This window comes from Streptomyces sp. NPDC025784, assembly GCF_055558435.1.
The window spans coordinates 292,923-310,878 of record NZ_JBVHMN010000002.1 but is presented as its reverse complement, the minus strand read 5'-3'; the positions used below and the strand labels follow the sequence as shown (position 1 = coordinate 310,878).

Sequence of the window (17,956 nt, the reverse complement as noted above, 5' to 3'; positions counted from 1 at the left end):
ATCCCGATGCAGATCGCCATCGTCCTCTACGACCGTTTCACGGCTCTCGACGCCGTGGGCCCCTACGAGACCCTCGGCCGGCTGCCCGACGCCGAGGTCGTGTTCGTCGCCGAGCGCACCGGACCCGTGCGCAGTGACACCGGTGCGCTGGCGCTGACCGCGGACCGGACCCTGGCCGAGGTGCCGGGACCGGACATCGTGGTGGTGCCGGGCGGCCCCGGCCAGTTCTCACAGATGGAGAACGAGGTCCTGCTGGACTGGCTGCGCGCGGCCGACGCCACCAGCACCTGGACGACCTCGGTGTGCACCGGTTCCCTGCTGCTCGCCGCGGCCGGGCTCCTCGACGGCCGCCGGGCCACCTCCCACTGGCTGGCCCTGGACTTCCTCAAGGAGTACGGCGCCGAGCCGACCGGGGAGCGGGTCGTGTTCGACGGCAAGTACGTGACCGCCGCAGGTGTCTCGTCCGGCATCGACATGGGGCTCACCCTGCTCGGCCGGATCGCGGGCGACGAACACGCGCAGGCCGTCCAGCTGCTGACCGAGTACGACCCGCAGCCGCCGTACGACGCCGGGGCTCCGCACAAGGCGCCCGCGCACCTGGTCGAGGAGTTCCGCACGAACAGTCGTTTCAGCCTGATGTAGGCGAAGACCGAACGGATGCGTGCACAACCGCGTCATCCCGGCGTGGTCCAGGTGAAGTGCGGCCGGCGGCGCTCCAGGAAGGCGGCGACCCCCTCCGCGGTGTCGCCGCCACGGCGCGCCTGCTCCGCCCAGTGGGAGTCCCGGTCCGTGCGCCCGTTGACGAATTCCTTGGCCGCGGCCTGGGTCAGCAGCGAGCGCCCGGCCAGGACGCGCGTGAACTCGCCGACCCGCTTGTCCAGTTCGCCCTCGGGCAGCACCTCGTCCACCAGGCCGGTGCGCAGTGCCCGCTCCGTGTCGATCAACTCGCCCGAGAACAGGAGGTACTTCGCGGCCGCCGGGCCGACCAGCGAGGCCAGCCGCCGGGTCGAGGAGGCGGGGTAGACGATGCCCAGCTTCGCCGGGGTCACGCCGAAGAGCGCGCCCTCCTCGGCGAACCGCAGATCACAGGCCGCCGCGAGCTGGGATCCGCCGCCCACGCAGTAGCCGCGGATGGCGGCCAGCGTCGGCTTCGGGAAGGCGGCGAGCGCCTCCTCGGCGCGCACGGCCAGCCCCTGCGCCTCGTCCGGGGAGCCGCGCAGCGTCGAGATGTCGGCCCCGGCGCAGAACGTCCCGCCTTCGCCGGTGAGCACGAGGACGCGTACGCCGTCGTCGGCGCTCAAGGCGTCGAGCAGGGGCGGCAGCGCCCGCCACATGCCGGTCGTCATGGCGTTCCGCTTCGCCGGATGGTGGACGACGACGGTGGCGACGCCGTCGCCGACGCGGTGCAACAGCTGCGGCTCCATACGCCGCATGCTAACCGCACTCCCCGGATGCGCGATCAAGAAGGGGGGTGGCCCCGGGGCGCATGTGAACGGCGTGAACACCCGGAACGGGCCGGTCGAGTCGGTGCCATACCCGTACAACCCGAAGAGTTCTCGAAGTCGGCACAACGGGGACAGGAGCAGTCTTACAACTGACCGTGTCATACGCCGACGGTCAGAAACCGTCGATACTTGCTGACTTCTGTTCAGTCATCAGGTATGGACCGATGCGCTATCAACACTCGATGCGTGGTGACAATCGAGCGCAAGGGTGGCGACCGGACGATGGACAACCTCGGGCGGGGCTCCGACCCGAGCCCCGAAGCCGGCGGAAACGTGTCTCCGGACCGGAGAGCGACCGTCCCGCTGCCGTACGAGGGGGTGTGGCGGTTCACCGCTCCCGCGGTCGACGCCTCGGTGCCGCAGGCACGGCACGCCGTCCGTGATCTGCTGTTCCGCCAGGGAGTACCCGTCTCGGACGACCTCGTCCAGGGACTCCTGCTGATCGTCTCCGAGCTGGTCACCAACGCGGTCCGGCACGCGGTGCTGCTGTCGCCGATGCTCGCCGTGGAGGTCGCCGTCGGTGCCGAGTGGGTGCGCGTCTCCGTCGAGGACAACCACCCGTACCGCCCGACCGCCCTGGAGGCCGACCACGGGCAGACCGGTGGCCGGGGCCTCCTGCTGGTACGGGAGGTGACCCGGGAATCGGGCGGGGTGTGCGACGTCGAGCACACGGCGAGCGGCGGCAAGGTGATCTGGGCCGCCCTGCCGCTCACTGCCGGCGTCGTCTAGGGACGTCGTCCGGATCAGGACGGACCCGGTCCGATCCGAACGGCACTCTCCGGGTCACCAGCCCGCGGACGGACCCGTCAGCTCCCTGATCGCGGGACGGGCCGCGTCCAGCACGGTCATGAACCAGGCGGAGAACGTGTCCTTCGCGTGCCGCTCCGCCAGCTCGGCCGCCGTCACGAAGGCCGTCGAGCCGACCTCCTCGGGGTCGGGCCGCAGCGTCGACTGGACCATGCCGACGAAGAGATGGTTGTACTCCTGCTCCACCAGCCCCGACGCCGGGTCCGGGTGGTTGTAACGGACCGTGCCCGCCTCGGCGAGCAGCGACGGGGACACCCCGAGCTCCTCGAACGTCCGCCGGGCCGCCGCCGCGAACGGCGCCTCCCCGGGGTAGGGATGGCCGCAGCAGGTGTTCGACCAGACACCGGGGGAGTGGTACTTGCCGAGGGCGCGCTGCTGGAGCAGCAGCCGGCCGCGCTCGTCGAAGAGGAACACCGAGAACGCCCTGTGCAGCTGTCCGGGCGCCTGGTGGGCGGCGAGCTTCTCCGCCGTACCGATCGTGTTGCCGTCCTCGTCGACCAGCTCCAGCAAGATCGCTTCAACGGTGCCGTTCGACGAACTGTGCGTCGCGGTGGCAGGTGTGATCGGCATACCCATCCTTCGCATCGGTCTTCGAGCCCCAAGTCTGCCGTACGAAACCGGCACTCCCGGCACTTCGCGACTCCCGCATGTCCCGCTCCGCGGCGACGGAGCCGGACCCGCGGACGGCACGCGTCAGACGCCGAAAGCGGCCGGATACCTGATCGTGCCCGGTGCCACCACCGAGGAACCGTCCAGGACGAGGGCCATCAGATGTTCGGGCGGCACGTCGAATCCGGGCCGGATGCCGTACTCCGAAGCGGGCACGAAGCCGAACCTCGGGTAGTACCCGGGATGCCCCAGTACGAGGACCAGTCGCTCTCCCCGCGCGCGTGCCGCCTCCAGCACCGCGCGTACGACGGCCGATCCGGCGCCGCTGAGCTGGTGCTCCGGCCGTACAGCCACCGGTGCCAGCGCCGCCGCCTCGCCGGCGCCGACATGACAACGGGTGATCAGGGCGTACGCCGCGACCGTGCCGTCGGGCGCCTCGGCGACGTACGACAGATCCGGCAGCCACGCCTCCTGGTCGGCGCGCAGGGCGTCCACCAGGTCGGCCTCGTCCGCCCGCTCGAACGCCGCCGCGTTCACGGCGTGCACCGCGCCCCGGTCGGCGGCGGTCTCCCGGCGCGTGCGCCAGACGGAGGTGGGTTCAGTACTGGTCAATGGCAGAGCCTCGCCTCGTGCTCAGCGTGTCCGCTGGGCTCCAGTTGGAAGGTGCAGTGCTCGACGTCGAAGTGGTCACCCAGGCAGCCCTGGAGCTCGTGGAGCATCTTCTCGTGGCCGATCGCGTTCAGGACGTCGGAGCTGACGACCACGTGGACGGACAGGACCGGCATGCCGGAGGTGATGGTCCAGGCGTGCAGGTCGTGGATGTCCTCGACGCCGGGCAGCGCCAGGATATGGGCACGCACCTGCGCCATGTCGACATTTTTCGGGGCCGCCTCCAGCAGCACGTCGAGCGTCTCGTGGAGCAGCTTCCAGGTGCGCGGGACGATCATCAGGCCGATGAGGATCGAGGCGATCGGGTCGGCGGCCTGCCAGCCCGTGGTCATGATCACCACGGCGGAGAGGATGACGGCCAGCGAGCCCAGCGCGTCCGCGGCCACCTCCAGGAAGGCCCCGCGCACGTTCAGGCTCTCCTTCTGGCCGCGTACCAGCAGCGTCAGCGAGATCATGTTCGCGACCAGGCCGATCGTGCCGAACACGATGGTCAGCCCGCCGTGGGTGTCGGCGGGGGTCAGGAACCGCTGGATCGCCTCGTACAGCACATATCCGCCGACGCAGAGCAGCAGCAGACAGTTGGCGAGCGCGGCGAGGATCTCGGCGCGCGCGTAGCCGAAGGTGCGGGTCTCGCTCGGCGGCCGGGCGGCGAAGTGGATCGCCAGCAGCGCCATGCCCAGACCCAGTGCGTCCGTCGCCATGTGCGCGGCGTCCGCGATCAGCGCGAGCGAGTCGGCGACGACGCCGCCGACGATCTCCACCACCATGACGGTGAGCGTGATCGACAGCGCTACGCGCAGCCGCCCGCGGTACGCCGCTGTCGCGGTCCCCGTCGGGGGAGCGCCGTGCGCGTGCCCGTGATCGTGTCCGGCCCCCATGGGTCTGCCTCCTGTGCTCTGCCCGGGATCACAGTGAACTACGGGTGAGGAGCATCGGGCAACGCGGCACTGAACACCGTTGTCATGTGCTCTGACCTGCGGAAACGATAAGCAGGTCAGAGCACTGATGTGATCATTCGGACGGCGTCCGCGGGTGATGGAGCACCCAGCCCGCCCACGCCGACTCGACCATCTCGCGCACCCCGCGCCGGGCGGTCCAGCCGAGCTCCCGCGCGGCCAGCCCGGCCGAGGCGACCGCGCGCGGGGCGTCACCCGGGCGGCGCGGCTCGACGACCGGCGCCCGGTCGTCACCGCTGATCTCGCCGATGAGGGTGACCAGCTCGCGGACCGAGACGCCCTCACCGCGCCCGATGTTCACGGTCAGGTCGCCCGACACGTCGCCCGTCAGCCGCCGGGCCGCCGCCAGGTGCGCCTCGGCGAGATCGGCGACGTGAATGTAGTCACGGACGCAGGTGCCGTCCGGGGTCGGGTAGTCGGCGCCGAAGATCCGCGGGGCCTCGTCGCGGGTGAGACGGTCGAAGACCATCGGGATCACGTTGAAGACGCCCGTGTCGGCCAGCTCCGGGGCGGCGGCGCCCGCCACGTTGAAATAGCGCAGGCACACCGTGGCGATCCCGTGCGCCTGCCCCGCGGCCCGGACCAGCCACTCCCCGGCGAGCTTCGTCTCGCCGTACGGGCTCATCGGGGCGCAGGGCGTGTCCTCCGTGATGAGGTCCACATCGGGGTTGCCGTAGACGGCCGCCGACGAGGAGAACAGGAACCGCCGCACGCCCGCCCCGGCGACGGCGTCGAGCAGCGTGGCGAGACCGCCCACGTTCTCCTGGTAATAACGCGTCGGCTGGGCCACGGACTCGCCGACCTGCTTGCGCGCCGCGAGGTGCACCACACCCGTCACCGCGTGCTCCGCGAGCACCCGCTTCAGCAGATCCCCGTCCAGCGACGAGCCCTGCACCAGCGGTATGCCCTCCGGAAGCCGGCTCGGCACCCCGGCCGAGAGGTCGTCGAGGGCGACGACGCGCTCCCCGGCCTCCGCCATCGCCCGCGCCACGTGTGCCCCGATGTATCCGGCTCCGCCTGTGATCAGCCATGTCATGGACGCCCACCCTATGCGGACCCCACCGGTGCCGTTCCTGCCCCGTCCCTCGGCGGCGCCCGGCTCGTCCGCTCCGGGGTGTTGTGCGGCATGCCGCACGAGCTACCCGGAATGCACCGGTCCGCCGGCACGGTTTGTGGCGCGGCCCCCGCATCACCCATGATGATCGCGGCGGAGGCGGCCAGGCAGAACCGGTTGATCGGGCCGTGAACGGGTGATGAACGCCTGCTTCCATTCATCCGATAGCCTCTGCCGACATGCCGCCCGGCCGCCGCAGGCAGGGGCATCCCATCACGCACTTGCCCGGTGCCCCCGCGCCGGCACCCAGGGAGTGAGTTCGCTGTCGACCGCCATCCTCACCGGTCAGCCGGTCCCCGGATCGTCGCTCGAGGGCGATCTGCGGTCGCTCGGCTTCGACGTGCGGCTCGCCTCCGACGCGGGCGAAGCCGAGACACTGCTCGCCGCCGTACCGGCTGACCAGCGGGTGGCCGTCGTGGACGCCCGCTTCGTCGGGCACCTGCACGCCCTGCGGCTCGGCCTCACCGACCCGCGCTTCGCGGCCGCCGCGCTGCGCGGGGCCATATCCGTGCAGCCCGAGGCCCGCCGCGCGCTGACCCGGGCCGTGGCCCGCGAGAGCTCCGCCGTCGGCGGCCTCGCCGTCGCCACCGACGATCTCGCCGAGCGCCTGACCGCCGCGCTGGACGCCGACGGCGTCGCGGTGCACCGCCCTGAACTGGGCACGCTCGTCGCCGCCGTCCCCGCGGACCCGCAGGAACGCAACGAAGCCCGCCAGGCCGTCTCCGCCGTGGACGACGAGGCCGTACGGCTGCGCAGCGCCGTGAAGGCCCGCGACGGCTTCTTCACCACCTACTGCATCAGCCCGTACTCGCGCTACATCGCACGCTGGTGCGCCCGCCGCGGCCTCACCCCGAACCAGGTGACGACCGCCTCACTGATCACCGCCCTGATCGCCGCGGGCTGCGCCGCCACCGGTACCCGCGCCGGCTTCGTGGCCGCCGGCCTGCTGCTCCTGTTCTCCTTCGTCCTCGACTGCACGGACGGACAGCTCGCCCGCTACTCACTGCAGTACTCCACCCTCGGTGCCTGGCTCGACGCGACCTTCGACCGCGCCAAGGAGTACGCCTACTACGCGGGCCTCGCCCTCGGAGCGGCCCGCGGCGGCGACGACGTCTGGGCCCTCGCCCTCGGCGCGATGATCCTGCAGACCTGCCGCCACGTCGTCGACTTCTCCTTCAACGAGGCGAACCACGACGCCACCGCCAACACGAGCCCCACCGCGGCCCTGTCGGACCGCCTCGACAGCGTCGGCTGGACGGTCTGGGTGCGCCGGATGATAGTGCTGCCCATCGGTGAACGCTGGGCGATGATCGCCGTGCTCACCGCCCTGACCACCCCGCGGATCACCTTCTACGCCCTGCTGGTCGGCTGCGCCTTCGCCGCCAGCTACACCACGGCGGGCCGCGTGCTGCGCTCGCTCACCCGCAAGGCGCGGCGCACGGACCGCGCGGCCCGGGCGCTCGCCGACCTCACCGACTCCGGCCCCCTCGCCGAGGCGCTGAACCGCCTCTCCCGCGGGGCGGTGCGCCGCGGACCCGCCGCCGTCGCCTTCGCCGCTGGCGCCCTCGTCGTCCTCGGCGCCGCGCTCGCGCCGTACGGCAGCTGGTGGCCGGTCCTGGGCGCCGTGATCTACGTGCTCCTGTCGCCCGTGGCGCTCGCCCGTCCCCTCAAGGGCGCCCTCGACTGGCTGGTCCCGCCCTTCTACCGCGCCGCCGAATACCTGACCGTTCTGGTACTGGCCGCCAAAGCCGACGTGAACGGAGCACTTCCGGCGGCTTTCGGCCTGGTGGCCGCCGTCGCCTACCATCACTACGACACGGTGTACCGCATCCGCGGAAACGCCGGCGCGCCCCCGCACTGGCTGGTCCGGGCGATCGGCGGGCACGAAGGCAGGACGCTGCTGGTCACCGTACTGGCCGCGCTCCTCGCCGCCACACAGTTCAAGATCGCGCTCACGGCGCTCGCCGTGGCCGTCGCCCTGCTTGTGCTCGTCGAGAGCATCCGCTTCTGGGTGTCCTCCGGGGCCCCCGCCGTACACGATGAAGGAGAACCCGCATGATCGGCCTCGTGCTGGCCGCCGGCGCCGGACGGCGTCTGCGTCCCTACACCGACAGCCTCCCGAAGGCTCTCGTGCCGGTAGGCCCTGCGGGCATGGAGGACAGCATCACCGTCCTCGACCTGACCCTCGGCAACTTCGCCGAGATCGGTCTGACCGAGGTCGGCATCATCGTCGGCTACCGCAAGGAAGCGGTGTACGACCGCAAGGCGGCCCTCGAGGAGAAGTACGGCCTCAAGATCACGCTGATCGACAACGACAAGGCCGAGGAGTGGAACAACGCCTACTCCCTGTGGTGCGGCCGTGACGCCCTCAAGGACGGTGTGATCCTCGCCAACGGCGACACCGTGCACCCGGTCTCGGTCGAGAAGACGCTGCTCGCCGCCCGCGGCGACGGCAAGAGGATCATCCTCGCCCTCGACACGGTGAAGAAGCTCGCCGACGAGGAGATGAAGGTCGTCGTGCACCCCGACAAGGGCGTGCAGAAGATCACCAAGCTCATGGAGCCGTCCGAGGCCACCGGTGAGTACATCGGCGTCACCCTCATCGAGGGCGAGGCCGCCGCCGATCTGGCGGACGCGCTGAAGACGGTGTGGGAGACCGACCCGCAGCAGTTCTACGAGCACGGCTACCAGGAGCTCGTGAACCGCGGTTTCAAGATCGACGTGGCACCGATCGGTGAGGTCCAGTGGGTCGAGATCGACAACCACGACGACCTCGCCAAGGGGCGTGAGATCGCGTGCCAGTACTGACGAGGCTCATCCCCTCCCCGGTCGTCGTGGACATCCGCCCGGGTGCCCTGGACGACCTGGCCGGTGTGCTCAGCGACGAGCGCATCTCGCACTCCGGCAAGCTGGCCGTCGCGGTCAGCAACGGCTCCGGGGCGCGCCTGCGTGAGCGGATCGCCCCGGCACTGCCGGGCGCCACCTGGTACGAGGTCGGCGGCGGCACCCTGGACGACGCGGTCCGGCTGGCCGGTGACATGCGGGCCGGGCACTACGACGCGGTCGTGGGACTGGGCGGCGGCAAGATCATCGACTGTGCCAAGTTCGCCGCGGCGCGGGTCGGCCTGCCGCTGGTCGCGGTGCCGACGAACCTCGCGCACGACGGTCTGTGCTCGCCCGTCGCCACCCTCGACAACGACGCGGGCCGCGGCTCGTACGGTGTGCCGAACCCGATCGCCGTCGTCATCGACCTGGACGTGATCCGCGAGGCCCCGGTCCGGTTCGTCCGGGCCGGCATCGGTGACGCCGTCTCCAACATCAACGCGATCGCCGACTGGGAGCTCGCCAACCGGGTCACCGGCGAGAAGATCGACGGTCTGGCCGCGGCCATGGCACGCCAGGCGGGCGAGGCCGTGCTGCGGCACCCCGGCGGCATCGGGGAGAACGGCTTCCTCCAGGTCCTCTCGGAGGCGCTGGTCCTCACCGGCATCGCGATGTCGATCTCCGGTGACTCCCGGCCCGCCTCGGGTTCCTGCCACGAGATCAACCACGCCTTCGACCTCCTCTTCCCCAAGCGCGCGGCGAGCCACGGCGAGCAGTGCGGGCTGGGTGCGGCCTTCGCGATGCACCTGCGGGGGGCGACCGAGGAAGCCGTGTACATGGCCGAGGTGCTGCGCCGCCACGGGCTGCCGGTGCTGCCCGAGGAGATCGGCTTCACCGTGGACGAGTTCGTCCAGGTCGTGGAGTTCGCTCCCCGGACCAGGCCCGGCCGCTACACGATCCTCGAACACCTCGACCTGAAGACCGACCAGATCAAGGACATCTACTCCGACTATGCCAAGGCCATCGGTAGCTGAACTCCGCCCCGTCGTTCACCCCCCAGGGGTGAAGGACCGGCGCAGCGGTGAGCACTGGATGGGACGCCTCTACATGCGTGAGGTGTCCCTGCGGGTCGACCGCTACCTGGTGAACACCAGGATCACGCCCAACCAGCTCACGTACCTGATGACCGTATGCGGCGTGCTCGCGGCCCCGGCCCTGCTGGTGCCGGGGATCGCCGGCGCCGTGCTCGGCGTGGTGATGGTTCAGCTGTACCTGCTGCTGGACTGCGTCGACGGCGAGATCGCCCGCTGGAAGAAGCAGTACTCGCTCGGCGGGGTCTACCTGGACCGGGTCGGCGCCTATCTGACGGACGCGGCGGTCCTGGTCGGCCTCGGCCTGCGTGCCGCGGACCTGTGGGGCGACGGGCGGATCGACTGGCTGTGGGCCTTCCTCGGCACCCTGGCCGCCCTGGGCGCGATCCTGGTCAAGGCGGAGACCGACCTCGTCGGGGTCGCCCGTCACCAGGGCGGGCTGCCGCCGGTCAAGGAGGCCGCGTCCGAGCCCCGGTCCTCCGGCATGGCGCTGGCCCGCAGGGCCGCCGGAGCGCTCAAGTTCCACCGGCTGATCCTCGGCATCGAGGCGTCCTTGCTGATCCTGGTCCTCGCGATCGCGGACCAGGTCAGGGGCGACCTCTTCTTCACCCGCCTCGGCACCGCCGTGCTCGCCGGGATCGCCCTCCTGCAGACCGTGCTGCACCTCGTGTCCATCCTCGCCTCCAGCAGGCTGAAGTGAGTACGGCGATGAAGGTCGGCGCGGTCGTCATCACCATGGGCAACCGCCCCGACGAGCTCCGGGCCCTGCTGGACTCCGTCGCCAAGCAGGACGGCGACCGGGTCGAGGTCGTCGTCGTCGGCAACGGCTCGCCCGTCCCCGACGTCCCCGCGGGCGTACGGACGGTCGAGCTGCCCGAGAACCTCGGCATACCGGGCGGTCGCAACGTCGGCATCGAGGCCTTCGGCCCCGGCGGCACCGACGTGGACGTCCTCCTCTTCCTGGACGACGACGGCCTGCTCGCCCAGCACGACACCGCCGAGCTGTGCCGGCAGGCCTTCGCGGCCGACCACGAGCTCGGCATCATCAGCTTCCGCATCGCCGACCCGGAGACCGGTCGGACGCAGCGCCGCCACGTGCCGCGGCTGCGCGCCTCCGACCCGATGCGTTCCTCGCGCGTCACCACCTTCCTGGGCGGCGCCAACGCGGTGCGCACGAAGGTCTTCGCCGAGGTCGGCGGGCTGCCGGACGAGTTCTTCTACGCCCACGAGGAGACCGACCTGGCCTGGCGGGCGCTCGACGCGGGCTGGATGATCGACTACCGGTCGGACATGGTGCTGTACCACCCGACGACCGCGCCCTCGCGGCACGCGGTCTACCACCGCATGGTGGCCCGCAACCGTGTCTGGCTCGCACGCCGAAACCTTCCCGCGCCGCTGGTCCCGGTCTATCTGGGCGTCTGGATGCTGCTGACGCTGGCCCGCCGCCCCTCGGGGCCGGCGCTCAAGGCCTGGTTCGGCGGATTCAAGGAAGGCTGGACCAGTCCGTGCGGGTCCCGGCGGCCCATGAAGTGGCGTACGGTGTGGCGGCTGACTCGACTGGGCCGACCTCCTGTCATCTGACAAGCTCGTTCCTGAGAGCATTCGGGCCGTACCCCGGTCCCTGGCTCATGCCTACGCCCGACCAGCGTGCGCATCTTGAAGACGAAAGTTTCCACTTGTGAGTGAGACAACGCATGACGGCGGAGTCGCGGTGAGCGACCGACCGTCGCCCGATGACGGGCTCTCCGCGGCCGAGCTGGCCGCCCGGTACGGCCTCGCGGTCAGCGGTGCCCGGCCCGGGCTCGTCGAGTACGTCCGCCAGCTCTGGGGACGGCGTCACTTCATCCTCGCCTTCTCGCAGGCGAAGCTCACCGCGCAGTACAGCCAGGCCAAGCTCGGCCAGCTGTGGCAGGTGGCGACCCCGCTGCTCAACGCGGCCGTGTACTACCTGATCTTCGGGCTGATCCTGAAGGCCAACCGCGGACTGTCGCACGACGTGTACATCCCGTTCCTGGTGACCGGTGTGTTCGTCTTCACCTTCACGCAGAGCTCGATCATGGCCGGCGTCCGCGCGATCTCCGGCAATCTCGGACTGGTGCGCGCGCTGCACTTCCCGCGGGCCTCGCTGCCCATCTCGTTCGCGCTCCAGCAGCTCCAGCAGCTGCTCTTCTCGATGATCGTGCTGTTCGTCGTGGCGATCGGCTTCGGCAGCTACCCCGGTCTGTCCTGGCTGCTGATCCTCCCGGTGCTGTTCCTCCAGTTCCTCTTCAACACCGGGCTCGCCCTGGTCGTCGCGCGGATGGGCGCGAAGACGCCGGACCTCGCCCAGCTGATGCCGTTCATCCTGCGCACGTGGATGTACGCGTCCGGAGTCATGTTCTCGATCAGCACGATGCTGGAAGGGCGTCCGGAGTGGATCGCCCGGGCCCTCCAGGCCAACCCGGCCGCGGTCTACATGGACCTGATGCGCTTCGCGCTGATCGACGGGTACGGCTCCTCGAACCTGCCCCCGCACGTGTGGGCCATCGCCGTCTTCTGGGCCGTGGTCGTCGCCGTCGGCGGATTCGTGTACTTCTGGAAGGCTGAAGAGAGGTACGGCCGTGGCTGAGCAGACCTCCCACATCCCGACCGTCATCGCGGACGAGCTGCACATCGTCTACCGGGTCAACGGCGCCAAGACCGGCAAGGGCAGTGCCACCGCCGCCCTCAGCCGCATCCTCAAGCGGGGCGAGGAGCGCGGCGTCCGCAAGGTGCACGCGGTCCGCGGCGTCTCCTTCGTCGCCTACCGCGGCGAGGCCATCGGTCTGATCGGTTCGAACGGCTCCGGCAAGTCCACCCTGCTACGTGCCATCGCCGGGCTGCTGCCCGCCGAGAAGGGCAAGGTCTACACCGACGGCCAGCCCTCGCTGCTCGGTGTGAACGCGGCCCTGATGAACGACCTCACGGGCGAGCGCAACGTCATATTGGGCGGGCTCGCGATGGGCATGTCGCGCGAGCAGATCAGGTCGCGCTACGAGGACATCGTCGACTTCTCGGGCATCAACGAGAAGGGTGACTTCATCACCCTGCCGATGCGCACCTACTCGTCCGGCATGGCGGCCCGGCTGCGCTTCTCCATCGCGGCGGCCAAGGACCACGACGTCCTCATGATCGACGAGGCCCTCGCCACCGGTGACCGCAAGTTCCAGAAGCGCTCCGAGGCCCGCATCCGTGAGCTGCGCAAGGAGGCCGGCACGGTCTTCCTCGTCAGCCACAACAACAAGTCGATCCGTGACACGTGCGACCGCGTGCTGTGGCTGGAGCGCGGTGAGCTGCGCATGGACGGCCCGACCGAAGAGGTCCTCAAGGAGTACGAGAAGTTCACGGGCAAGTAGCCCATTTCGCCCAGGGCCCCGCCGGAACTCTTCGGCGGGGCCCTGCGTCTGCAAAGGAAACGTCAACTCCGCCTGCGCATAGGAATCTTGACGTCAATCGGTGTGTTGTTGTGATGTGCAGGACACCCCGACGGACCATGCAGCGTTGTACAACGTAAGCTGTACGGGTGCTGATTCGCGGCAAGTGGGGCGATAATGCGCGACACCGGCACCGGCGCGCCGCGCGGACCTTCGGGCGGCGTGTCCGAAATGGGCAGTGTTGGGTCGGCAGTGTAGAACGGGAGATGTGACGGCAATGGCTACGGGAACTCTCCAGCTCCGTGACGCGTGCGCCGTCCCCGCGCCGGGTGGCGAGCGGTGACCGAAGCCGGGACGGCGCGTACCGGAGACCCGGAGCGCGGCACCCTCGACAAGGCCGCGGACGAGAACTTCCCCGTGGCGCCCTTCTTCCTGCCCAAGGCCTGGCGTGTCGACCTGATGGCCGTGTACGGCTTCGCCCGGCTCGTCGACGACATCGGTGACGGCGACCTCGCCCCGGGCGGCGCGGACGCCCGCCTGCTCGGCGTGTCGCCCGAGGACGCCGGGGACCGGCTGCGCATGCTGGACGCCTTCGAGGCCGATCTTCACCGTGTGTTCGACTCGACCCCGCGTCATCCGCTGCTGCGCCGGCTCCAGCCGACCGTCCGCCGCGCGGCCCTCACCCCCGAGCCCTTCCTCGGCCTGATCGCGGCCAACCGCCAGGACCAGCTCGTCGCGCGGTACGAGACCTACGACGACCTCGTCTCCTACTGCGAGCTGTCCGCCAACCCCGTCGGCCGCCTGGTCCTCTCCGTCACCGGCACGTCGACGCCGGAGCGGGTGCGCCACTCCGACGCGGTGTGCACCGCGCTGCAGATCGTCGAGCACCTCCAGGACGTCGCCGAGGACCTCGGCCGCGACCGTGTCTACCTGCCCGCCGAGGACATGAAGCGGTTCCACGTGCGGGAGGCGGACCTCGCCGCACCCACAGCAGGCGCATCGGTGCGCGCACTGGTTGCATACGAAGCAGAACGCGCCATGAACCTCCTGAATGAAGGCACCCCCCTCGTGGGTAGCGTCCACGGCAGGCTGAAGCTGCTGCTCGCGGGGTTCGTTGCGGGGGGAAGGGCGGCGATCCGTGCGATCGCCGCCGCCGAATACGACGTACTTCCCGGCCCGCCCAAGCCCGGCAAGCTCCAGCTGCTGCGCGAGGTGGGAGTGACTCTGCGAGGAGAGGGGTGATCCGGACCGTGGAGTCGGAACAACACGTGTCCGCACCGGTACTCGCCGCGTACAGCTACTGCGAGGCAGTGACCGGTCAGCAGGCCCGTAATTTCGCGTACGGCATCAGGCTTCTGCCGACGCCGAAGCGCCGCGCGATGTCGGCGCTCTACGCGTTCTCGCGACGCGTCGACGACATCGGCGACGGCGCGCTCGCGCCCGACGTGAAGAGCGCGCGCCTGGAGGAGACCCGGGCGCTGCTCGCGCGGGTCCGCGCGGGGTCCGTGGACGAGGACGACACCGACCCGGTCGCGGTGGCGCTCGCCCACACCGCCGAGGCCTTCCCGGTGCCGCTCGGCGGCCTCGACGAACTCATCGACGGCGTGCTGATGGACGTGCGCGGCGAGACGTACGAGACCTGGGACGACCTCAAGATCTACTGCCGGTGCGTGGCCGGGGCGATCGGCCGGCTCTCGCTCGGCGTGTTCGGTACGGAACCGGGGGCGCGCGGAGCGGAGCGCGCGCCGGAGTATGCCGACACGCTCGGGCTCGCGCTGCAGCTCACCAACATCCTGCGGGACGTCCGGGAGGACGCCGCGGGAGGACGCACCTATCTGCCCGCCGACGACCTCGCCAAGTTCGGCTGCTCGGCCGGGTTCGACGGACCGAACCCACCGGAGGGTTCCGACTTCGCGGGCCTCGTGCACTTCGAAGTGCGTCGGGCCCGCACCCTTTTCGCCGAGGGATACCGGCTGCTGCCCATGCTGGACCGGCGCAGCGGCGCGTGCGTCGCCGCCATGGCCGGCATCTACCGCCGGCTCCTCGACCGGATCGAGCGCGAGCCCGAGGCGGTGCTGCGCGGCCGGGTCTCGCTCCCCGGACGCGAGAAAGCGTACGTCGCCGTACGTGGTCTGTCCGGCCTCGACGCCCGCCATGTGTCCCGGCGCGCCGTCAGGAGGCGCGTCTGATGGACAATCTGGGCCAAGGTGACGCCGGCGGCGAAAAGCGGCGCGCAACCCTCCGGAGCCGAGCGGCGTCCCTGACTGAGACGGCCGACCGTGCACCGCTCAACCATCGCGGCGCGGCCGCAGGGGAGGGGGCACGATGAGCGACGTCACGCAGTCCGCGGACACTCCGGGCCCCCCCGCGGGGGCGGCCGCCGTAGTGGTCGGCGGAGGGCTCGCCGGGATCACCGCCGCGCTCGCGCTCGCCGACGCCGGGGTCCGGGTGACCCTGCTCGAAGGGCGTCCGCGCCTCGGCGGGCTGGCCTTCTCCTTCCAGCGCGGCGATCTGACCGTGGACAACGGACAGCATGTGTACCTGCGCTGCTGCACCGCCTACCGCTGGTTCCTCGACCGCGTCGACGCCGCCTCGCTCGCACCCCTGCAGGATCGTCTCGACGTGCCCGTTCTCGATGCCGAGGGCAAGCCGGGACGACGGCTCGGCAGACTCGGCCGCACCGCGCTGCCCGTGCCCCTGCATCTCGCGCGCAGCCTCGCGACCTACCCGCATCTGTCACTTGCCGAGCGCGCCAAGGTCGGGCGTGCCGCGCTGGCGCTGAAGGGCCTGGACCTCGCCGATCCGGCGCTCGACGCGCAGAACTTCGGCAGCTGGCTCGCCGAGCACGGTCAGTCGAGTCGTGCCGTCGAGGCACTGTGGGACCTCGTGGGGGTCGCCACCCTCAACGCGGTGGCCCAGGACGCCTCGCTCGGGCTCGCCGCGATGGTGTTCAAGACGGGTCTGCTGTCCGACCCGGGCGCGGCCGACATCGGCTGGGCACGCGTCCCGCTGGGCGAACTGCACGACACCCTGGCCCGCAAGGCGCTCGACTCCGCGGGCGTCCGTACCGAAGTCCGTACACGCGTCACCTCCATCTCCCCCAACGGAAACGGGCGTTGGGACGTTCAGGTTCCCGGCGAGCGCATCGAGGCCGACACGGTCGTCCTCGCCGTGCCACAGCGCGAGACCCACGATCTGCTGCCCGAGGGAGCGCTCGACGCCCCGGAGCGGCTCCTGGAGATCGGCACCGCCCCGATCCTCAACGTCCATGTCGTCTACGACCGGAAGGTGCTCGGCAAGCCGTTCTTCGCCGCGCTCGGCTCCCCGGTGCAGTGGGTCTTCGACCGGACCGAGGCGTCGGGGCTGCGCGAGGGCCAGTACCTCGCGCTGTCGCAGTCGGCCGCCCAGGAGGAGATCGACACACCCGTCGCCGACCTGCGCGAGCGCTACCTGCCCGAGCTGGAGCGGCTGCTGCCCGCCACGCGGGGCGCCGGCGTGAAGGACTTCTTCGTGACCCGGGAGCGGACCGCGACGTTCGCCCCCACCCCGGGAGTCGGCCGCCTTCGGCCCGGCGCCCGCACCAAGGCAGCCGGCCTGTACCTGGCCGGAGCGTGGACCGCCACCGGGTGGCCCGCGACCATGGAGGGTGCGGTCCGCAGCGGCGTCAGTGCGGCGGGCGCCGCGCTCGGCGCCCTGGGCCGGCCCCGCGATCACCTCCTCGGAGTCTTCGAGGAGGCGGCATGACGCTCGACCAGAGCACGGCAGGTCCCCGCACCTCCGGTACCGCAACAAGAGGAGAGACTGTGCCCACTGTGCCCCCGGCCGAGACGGCTGCCGACGCGGTGGACGTGACCGCGCTCCTGGAGCGCGGCCGGACCCTGGCCACACCGGTCCTCCGGGCGGCCGTCGACCGCCTGGCGGCGCCCATGGACACCGTCGCCGCCTACCACTTCGGATGGATCGACGCCGAGGGCAACCCCGCGGACGGCGACGGCGGCAAGGCCGTGCGCCCCGCGCTCGCCGTGCTCTCCGCCCGGGCGGCCGGTGCCGCCCCCGAGGTGGGCGTGCCCGGCGCGGTCGCGGTCGAGCTGGTGCACAACTTCTCGCTGCTGCACGACGACCTGATGGACGGCGACGAGCAGCGCCGCCACCGGGACACCGTCTGGAAGGTGCACGGCCCCGCCCAGGCCATCCTCGTCGGCGATGCCCTGTTCGCCCTGGCCAACGAGATCCTGCTGGAGCTCGGCACCGTAGAGGCGGGCCGTGCCACCCGCCGTCTGACCACCGCGACCAGGGCCCTGATCGACGGTCAGGCCCAGGACATCTCGTACGAGCACCGCGACCGGGTCAGCGTCGAGGAGTGCCTGGAGATGGAGGGCAACAAGACGGGCGCCCTGCTCGCCTGTGCCTGCTCCATCGGCGCGGTCCTCGGCGGCGCAGACGACTTCACCGCCGACACGCTGGAGAAGTACGGCTACCACCTCGGCCTGGCCTTCCAGGCCGTCGACGACCTCCTCGGCATCTGGGGCGACCCGGAGGCCACCGGGAAGCAGACCTGGAGCGATCTGCGCCAGCGGAAGAAGTCCCTGCCGGTGGTGGCCGCGCTCGCCGCGGGCGGGCCCGCCTCCGAGCGGCTCGGCCGGCTCCTCGCCGAGGACGCGAAGGCCAGCGACTTCGAGAACTTCTCCGAGGAGGAGTTCGCCGCACGCGCGGCGCTCATCGAGGAGGCGGGCGGCCGCGAGTGGACGGCCCAGGAGGCGCGCCGCCAGCACACGATCGCCATCCAGGCGCTGGACGCGGTCCAGATGCCCGACGAGGTCCGGGCCCAGCTCGTGGCGCTCGCCGACTTCGTCGTCGTACGGAAGAGATGATCATTATCGGTCGAATACACCTCGCGTAGTCGCCGGCCGGTGCGACCCCGAGCCCAGTGATCTTCCGGGCAGGGGCATCGCCATGGAGCGACGCACCGGCCGACGGCGGACCCACAGCA

19 protein-coding genes are annotated in these 17,956 nt (G+C 71.0%); 14 read left to right on the top strand and 5 right to left on the bottom strand.

The annotated features are described in order from the left end of the window. Positions 1 to 6: 6 nt before the first annotated feature. Positions 7 to 642, top strand: a complete 636-nt coding sequence (locus ACZ4IF_RS07465; RefSeq protein WP_345655794.1) for a DJ-1/PfpI family protein — start codon at positions 7 to 9, stop codon at positions 640 to 642. 32 nt (positions 643 to 674) lie between these two features. Here ACZ4IF_RS07465 and ACZ4IF_RS07460 read toward each other — a convergent pair whose 3' ends face one another. Then, positions 675 to 1,424 (bottom strand): enoyl-CoA hydratase/isomerase family protein, encoded by a 750-nt coding sequence (locus ACZ4IF_RS07460; protein WP_467560434.1) that lies wholly within the window; start codon positions 1,422 to 1,424, stop codon positions 675 to 677. Between the two features lie 303 nt (positions 1,425 to 1,727). Here ACZ4IF_RS07460 and ACZ4IF_RS07455 point away from each other — a divergent pair, with 303 nt between their 5' ends. Further along, entirely contained in the window at positions 1,728 to 2,234 is a 507-nt protein-coding gene (locus tag ACZ4IF_RS07455; protein ID WP_467561103.1) for an ATP-binding protein, read from the top strand. Between the two features lie 54 nt (positions 2,235 to 2,288). Here ACZ4IF_RS07455 and idi read toward each other — a convergent pair whose 3' ends face one another. The 4 genes from idi to galE all read right to left on the bottom strand — a co-directional run bounded on the left by idi (position 2,289) and on the right by galE (position 5,582). Next, positions 2,289 to 2,882: an isopentenyl-diphosphate Delta-isomerase gene (idi, locus tag ACZ4IF_RS07450; protein WP_095937868.1), complete on the bottom strand. Its 594-nt coding sequence runs from the start codon at positions 2,880 to 2,882 to the stop codon at positions 2,289 to 2,291. Between the two features lie 123 nt (positions 2,883 to 3,005). Then, positions 3,006 to 3,533 (bottom strand): GNAT family N-acetyltransferase, encoded by a 528-nt coding sequence (locus ACZ4IF_RS07445; protein WP_467560432.1) that lies wholly within the window; start codon positions 3,531 to 3,533, stop codon positions 3,006 to 3,008. Beyond that, positions 3,530 to 4,468 carry a cation diffusion facilitator family transporter gene (locus ACZ4IF_RS07440; RefSeq protein WP_467560430.1) on the bottom strand — a complete coding sequence of 313 codons (939 nt, stop codon included), beginning with the start codon at positions 4,466 to 4,468 and terminating at the stop codon, positions 3,530 to 3,532. Before ACZ4IF_RS07440 ends, ACZ4IF_RS07445 begins: the two co-directional genes overlap by 4 nt. Positions 4,469 to 4,601: 133 nt before the next feature. Then, entirely contained in the window at positions 4,602 to 5,582 is a 981-nt protein-coding gene (gene galE, locus ACZ4IF_RS07435) for a UDP-glucose 4-epimerase GalE (protein WP_467560428.1), read from the bottom strand. 340 nt (positions 5,583 to 5,922) lie between these two features. Between galE and ACZ4IF_RS07430 the strand changes: the two genes are divergently transcribed. From ACZ4IF_RS07430 to ACZ4IF_RS07375, 12 genes are all read left to right on the top strand, one after another. Next, a complete protein-coding gene (locus ACZ4IF_RS07430; protein WP_467561101.1) occupies positions 5,923 to 7,719 on the top strand; it encodes a DUF5941 domain-containing protein in 1,797 nt (598 codons plus the stop codon). After that, complete coding sequence (locus ACZ4IF_RS07425) at positions 7,716 to 8,468, top strand: phosphocholine cytidylyltransferase family protein (protein WP_467560426.1); 753 nt, start codon at positions 7,716 to 7,718, stop codon at positions 8,466 to 8,468. The genes ACZ4IF_RS07430 and ACZ4IF_RS07425 overlap by 4 nt, the downstream gene beginning before the upstream one ends. Further along, the gene (locus ACZ4IF_RS07420) at positions 8,456 to 9,517 is read left to right on the top strand and encodes an iron-containing alcohol dehydrogenase family protein (RefSeq protein ID WP_467560424.1); all 1,062 of its coding nucleotides are present in this window, start codon (positions 8,456 to 8,458) and stop codon (positions 9,515 to 9,517) included. Before ACZ4IF_RS07425 ends, ACZ4IF_RS07420 begins: the two co-directional genes overlap by 13 nt. After that, positions 9,495 to 10,274: a CDP-alcohol phosphatidyltransferase family protein gene (locus tag ACZ4IF_RS07415; protein WP_432188573.1), complete on the top strand. Its 780-nt coding sequence runs from the start codon at positions 9,495 to 9,497 to the stop codon at positions 10,272 to 10,274. The genes ACZ4IF_RS07420 and ACZ4IF_RS07415 overlap by 23 nt, the downstream gene beginning before the upstream one ends. Beyond that, the gene (locus tag ACZ4IF_RS07410; RefSeq protein ID WP_467560421.1) at positions 10,271 to 11,155 is read left to right on the top strand and encodes a glycosyltransferase family 2 protein; all 885 of its coding nucleotides are present in this window, start codon (positions 10,271 to 10,273) and stop codon (positions 11,153 to 11,155) included. The genes ACZ4IF_RS07415 and ACZ4IF_RS07410 overlap by 4 nt, the downstream gene beginning before the upstream one ends. A 97-nt stretch (positions 11,156 to 11,252) precedes the next feature. Beyond that, a complete protein-coding gene (locus tag ACZ4IF_RS07405) occupies positions 11,253 to 12,182 on the top strand; it encodes an ABC transporter permease (RefSeq protein ID WP_467560419.1) in 930 nt (309 codons plus the stop codon). Then, complete coding sequence (locus tag ACZ4IF_RS07400; RefSeq protein ID WP_095937877.1) at positions 12,175 to 12,948, top strand: ABC transporter ATP-binding protein; 774 nt, start codon at positions 12,175 to 12,177, stop codon at positions 12,946 to 12,948. The genes ACZ4IF_RS07405 and ACZ4IF_RS07400 overlap by 8 nt, the downstream gene beginning before the upstream one ends. 357 nt (positions 12,949 to 13,305) lie before the next feature. Next, complete coding sequence (hpnC, locus tag ACZ4IF_RS07395; RefSeq protein ID WP_467560417.1) at positions 13,306 to 14,208, top strand: squalene synthase HpnC; 903 nt, start codon at positions 13,306 to 13,308, stop codon at positions 14,206 to 14,208. Next, complete coding sequence (gene hpnD, locus ACZ4IF_RS07390) at positions 14,205 to 15,155, top strand: presqualene diphosphate synthase HpnD (protein ID WP_467560415.1); 951 nt, start codon at positions 14,205 to 14,207, stop codon at positions 15,153 to 15,155. The genes hpnC and hpnD overlap by 4 nt, the downstream gene beginning before the upstream one ends. Continuing rightward, positions 15,155 to 15,295 (top strand): DUF6380 family protein, encoded by a 141-nt coding sequence (locus ACZ4IF_RS07385; RefSeq protein WP_257005046.1) that lies wholly within the window; start codon positions 15,155 to 15,157, stop codon positions 15,293 to 15,295. The genes hpnD and ACZ4IF_RS07385 overlap by 1 nt, the downstream gene beginning before the upstream one ends. Beyond that, positions 15,292 to 16,710, top strand: coding sequence for a hydroxysqualene dehydroxylase HpnE (hpnE, locus tag ACZ4IF_RS07380; RefSeq protein ID WP_467560413.1), 1,419 nt, complete (start codon positions 15,292 to 15,294; stop codon positions 16,708 to 16,710). The genes ACZ4IF_RS07385 and hpnE overlap by 4 nt, the downstream gene beginning before the upstream one ends. Further along, positions 16,707 to 17,837: a polyprenyl synthetase family protein gene (locus ACZ4IF_RS07375; RefSeq protein WP_467560411.1), complete on the top strand. Its 1,131-nt coding sequence runs from the start codon at positions 16,707 to 16,709 to the stop codon at positions 17,835 to 17,837. The genes hpnE and ACZ4IF_RS07375 overlap by 4 nt, the downstream gene beginning before the upstream one ends. Positions 17,838 to 17,956: the final 119 nt, after the last annotated feature.

Bases quoted from the DNA above. Each gene is read 5' to 3' on its own strand.
- ACZ4IF_RS07465 (WP_345655794.1), top strand. From the start codon at position 7: ATGCAGATCGCCATCGTCCTCTACGACCGTTTCACGGCTCTCGACGCC.
- ACZ4IF_RS07460 (WP_467560434.1), bottom strand. From the start codon at position 1,424: ATGGAGCCGCAGCTGTTGCACCGCGTCGGCGACGGCGTCGCCACCGTC.
- ACZ4IF_RS07455 (WP_467561103.1), top strand. From the start codon at position 1,728: ATGGACAACCTCGGGCGGGGCTCCGACCCGAGCCCCGAAGCCGGCGGA.
- idi (WP_095937868.1), bottom strand. From the start codon at position 2,882: ATGCCGATCACACCTGCCACCGCGACGCACAGTTCGTCGAACGGCACC.
- ACZ4IF_RS07440 (WP_467560430.1), bottom strand. From the start codon at position 4,468: ATGGGGGCCGGACACGATCACGGGCACGCGCACGGCGCTCCCCCGACG.
- galE (WP_467560428.1), bottom strand. From the start codon at position 5,582: ATGACATGGCTGATCACAGGCGGAGCCGGATACATCGGGGCACACGTG.
- ACZ4IF_RS07425 (WP_467560426.1), top strand. From the start codon at position 7,716: ATGATCGGCCTCGTGCTGGCCGCCGGCGCCGGACGGCGTCTGCGTCCC.
- ACZ4IF_RS07415 (WP_432188573.1), top strand. From the start codon at position 9,495: ATGCCAAGGCCATCGGTAGCTGAACTCCGCCCCGTCGTTCACCCCCCA.
- ACZ4IF_RS07385 (WP_257005046.1), top strand. From the start codon at position 15,155: ATGGACAATCTGGGCCAAGGTGACGCCGGCGGCGAAAAGCGGCGCGCA.
- hpnE (WP_467560413.1), top strand. From the start codon at position 15,292: ATGAGCGACGTCACGCAGTCCGCGGACACTCCGGGCCCCCCCGCGGGG.
- ACZ4IF_RS07375 (WP_467560411.1), top strand. From the start codon at position 16,707: ATGACGCTCGACCAGAGCACGGCAGGTCCCCGCACCTCCGGTACCGCA.